Origin of the sequence: Kitasatospora sp. NPDC007106, assembly GCF_040634455.1 — a bacterium.
GTDB classification, from domain to species: Bacteria; Actinomycetota; Actinomycetes; order Streptomycetales; family Streptomycetaceae; genus Kitasatospora; species Kitasatospora arboriphila.
In genome coordinates, this window is sequence record NZ_JBEYFP010000917.1 from 1 (window position 1) to 2206 (window position 2206).

At 69.8% G+C, this 2206-nt stretch carries 2 protein-coding genes; one reads left to right on the forward strand and one right to left on the reverse strand.

Features of this window, described 5'->3' with window-relative positions; translation table 11 throughout:
- Positions 1 to 918 (reverse strand): ABC transporter substrate-binding protein (locus tag ABZ641_RS34005; protein WP_359988162.1); only part of this gene is annotated, 918 nt, incomplete at its 3' end.
- 340 nt (positions 919 to 1258) lie between these two features.
- On the opposite strand from ABZ641_RS34005, the gene ABZ641_RS34010 reads away from it, so the two are divergent.
- Positions 1259 to 2206: ABC transporter permease (locus ABZ641_RS34010; RefSeq protein WP_359988163.1), on the forward strand; the 948-nt coding region annotated here is incomplete at its 3' end.

Genomic DNA, 2206 nt, shown 5'->3' on the forward strand with positions numbered 1-2206 from the left:
CGTGCCGGTGCGGATCGCCGCGTCCTTGGCGTCCTTGAGCTGGCCGTACGCGGTGGCGGTGCCGGCCGAGGCGTAGTCCACCTCGTTGTTGAGGAAGGCCTGGGTGATGGCGGCGGAGTCCATCACCCGGTAGGTGATCCGGTCCAGCTTGGGCTTCGGCCCCCACCACTTCGGGTTGGGCGCCAGGGTGATGGTCTGCGCGGTCTTGTCGGCGTTCTGCAGCACGAACGGGCCGCCGTAGACCGGGACCTTCTCGATCCAGCCCTCGTTGAACTCCTTCGGCGTGGAGATCCCCGCCGCCGGCAGCAGCGGGTTGAACAGGCTCTGCCAGTCGGCGTACGGCTGGGCGAAGGTGACCTTGACCTCGCCGGGGGAGGCCCCCTGCTCGACGGCGGATATCTGCTCGTAGCCGGAGGAGTCGGCGAGGTTGTAGGCCGGGTCCTTGCCGTTGGAGGCCTGCCAGACGGCCTTGAAGTCCTGGTAGCCGATCGGCTTCCCGTCCGACCAGGCCGCCTTCGGGTTGAGCCGGTAGGTCACCACCTGCGGCGAGGTGGAGGTGACCTCGGCCGACACCAGGTACTCGGGCACCGGCTGGTAGACGCCCTTGGCGTCCGAGCGGAAGAGCTTCGCCTCCAGGTAGCCCATGATCTCGACCGCGTCGCCGTAGGTGCCGTCGACCTGGTACGGGTTCCACTGGGTGATCCACTGCTGGAGCGGCTCGCGCAGCTCGCCGCCGTCCTTGATCCGGTCCAGCGGCTGCGGGTTGTTGTCCTCGGCGCCCACCGTCGGCACCACCGTCTTGGCCGCGTCGTCCGCCGTGCCGTCGGCCTGGCTGCTGCAGGCCGTGGCGGCCAGCGCCACGGCGAGTGCCGCGGCGGCGGCCCGGCCGAGTCTGCGGGTGGCGAGCGATGCGTCCATCGGGAAGTCCTCGGGGGTCTCGAAGAGTCGTGGGCGGCCGCCAGGTGTGGCGGCACTTGAACGTGGGCAGCCAAGTCGGTGCCGGCAGGCAGAACGTAACAGCCCATCAGCTCCGACGACAGGGGGTCATGCGCAGAACTGATCGAAACGAAACGGGGCGCAATCCGGTGGCAACATGCTGTCCGCACCCGTCTGATCGACTGTGACCAGCGCGTTCGCCGACCCGGCCGGACCGCGCCGTGCAGCAGGCCCTGGACGGACCGTCCGGGGTGCCGTACAACTGCTGCGCGAAACTGCGTCAAAAACCCTCCGAACGAAGGCGAACGACCATGTTCTCCAGGTGTGCGAACCGCACCGGCGGTACGCCGTGACCCGCTACCTCGCGAAACGGCTCGGCTACTACGCCGTCCTCCTGGTCGCCGCCGTCTTCCTCGCCTACGCCCTCTCCTGCGCCGCCCTCGGCCCCCGCGCCTACTTCGAGGCCAAGCAGCCCAGACCCTCCGCGGCCGCCGTCGACCGCCAGCTCACCGCGCTCAACATCAACGACCGCACCCCGGTCGTCGAACGCTTCGCCACCTGGGCCGACGGCCTGCTGCTCCGCGCCGACCTCGGCCGCACCATCCACAACACCCCGGTCAACGAGGAGTTCGGCCGCCGGATCTGGGTCTCGCTGCGCCTCCTGCTGATCGGCAGCCTGCTCGGCATGCTGCTCGGCGTCGCCGGCGGCGCCTGGAGCGCCGTCCGCCAGTACCGGCTCTCCGACCGGGCGCTCACGCTGCTCTCCTTCGTGCTGCTCTCGACCCCGGTCTTCCTCGTCGCGCTGCTCCTCAAGAACGGCGCCATCGCCGCCAAGGACGCCGCCGGCCACGAGGTGGTCCCCTTCACCGGCTACGAGACGCCCAACCTCGCCGGCGGACTCGGCGCCCACCTCGCCGACTGGGGCCTGCACCTGCTGCTGCCCACGCTCTCGCTCGCCCTCGGCGGCCTCGCCGTCTACAGCCGCTACCAGCGCTCCACCATGCTCGACGTGCTCGGCTCCGACTACCTGCGCACCGCCGAGGCCAAGGGGCTCACCCGCAACCGCGCCCTGCTCAAGCACGGCCTGCGCACCGCCGTCATCCCGATGTCGACGATGTTCGCCTACAGCTTCCTCGGCATCTTCACCGGAGCCGCCTTCACCGAGACCATCTTCGGCTGGCACGGCATGGGCGAATGGTTCATCCAGGCCGTCAACGAACAGGACATCAACGCCGTCGTCGCGGTCAACCTGTTCGCCGCCGTCGTCGTG